This is a genomic window from Inquilinus sp. OTU3971 (genome assembly GCF_038440215.1).
Genome location: NZ_JASATH010000429.1, coordinates 1 through 737 on the forward strand (window position 1 = coordinate 1; position 737 = coordinate 737).

The 737-nt window shown below is 68.1% G+C and carries 1 protein-coding gene; it reads right to left on the reverse strand.

The features are described from left to right. A partial coding sequence (locus tag AAHM41_RS40280; protein WP_446719528.1) for a phosphoketolase family protein occupies positions 1-737 on the reverse strand: 737 nt, incomplete at both ends.

Sequence of the window (737 nt, forward strand, 5' to 3'; positions counted from 1 at the left end):
GCGGCGACGGCCTCCAGCGTCGGCACGTCGCCGGCGCAGGCCAGCACCATGTCCGGGTCGCCGTCGCCCTCGTTGCTGGCCCAGCCCCAGCGGCCGATGCCGGCCCGGCAATGGCTGGCGGCCTGGTCGATGTCCAGCCATTGCGGCGCGGGCTGCTTGCCGGCGACGATGACGTTGATCCGGTCATAGGTGCGCAGGCAGTGGTCGGTGACCCACAGCAGCGTGTTGGCGTCCGGCGGCAGGTAGATCCGGACGATGTCGGCCTTCTTGTTGACCACATGGTCGATGAAGCCGGGGTCCTGGTGGCTGAAGCCGTTGTGGTCCTGCCGCCAGACATGCGAGGTCAGCAGGTAGTTCAGCGACGAGATCGGCCGCCGCCATTCGAGGTCGCGGGTGACCTTCAGCCATTTGGCGTGCTGGTTGACCATCGAATCGACGATGTGGATGAAGGCCTCGTAGCAGGAGAACAGGCCGTGCCGGCCGGTCAGCAGGTAGCCTTCGAGCCAGCCCTGGCACAGATGCTCGCTCAGCACCTCCATCACCCGGCCCTCATGCGCCAGGTGGACGTCCTCGGGCAGGATGTCCTCCATCCACACCCGGTCGGTCACCTCGAACACCGCGTCGAGGCGGTTGGACGCGGTCTCGTCCGGCCCCATCAGGCGGAAGGTCTCGGGGTTCTGCCGGATGACGTCGCGCAGCAGCTGGCCCATCGCCCTGGTCGCCTCGCCCTGGACGCC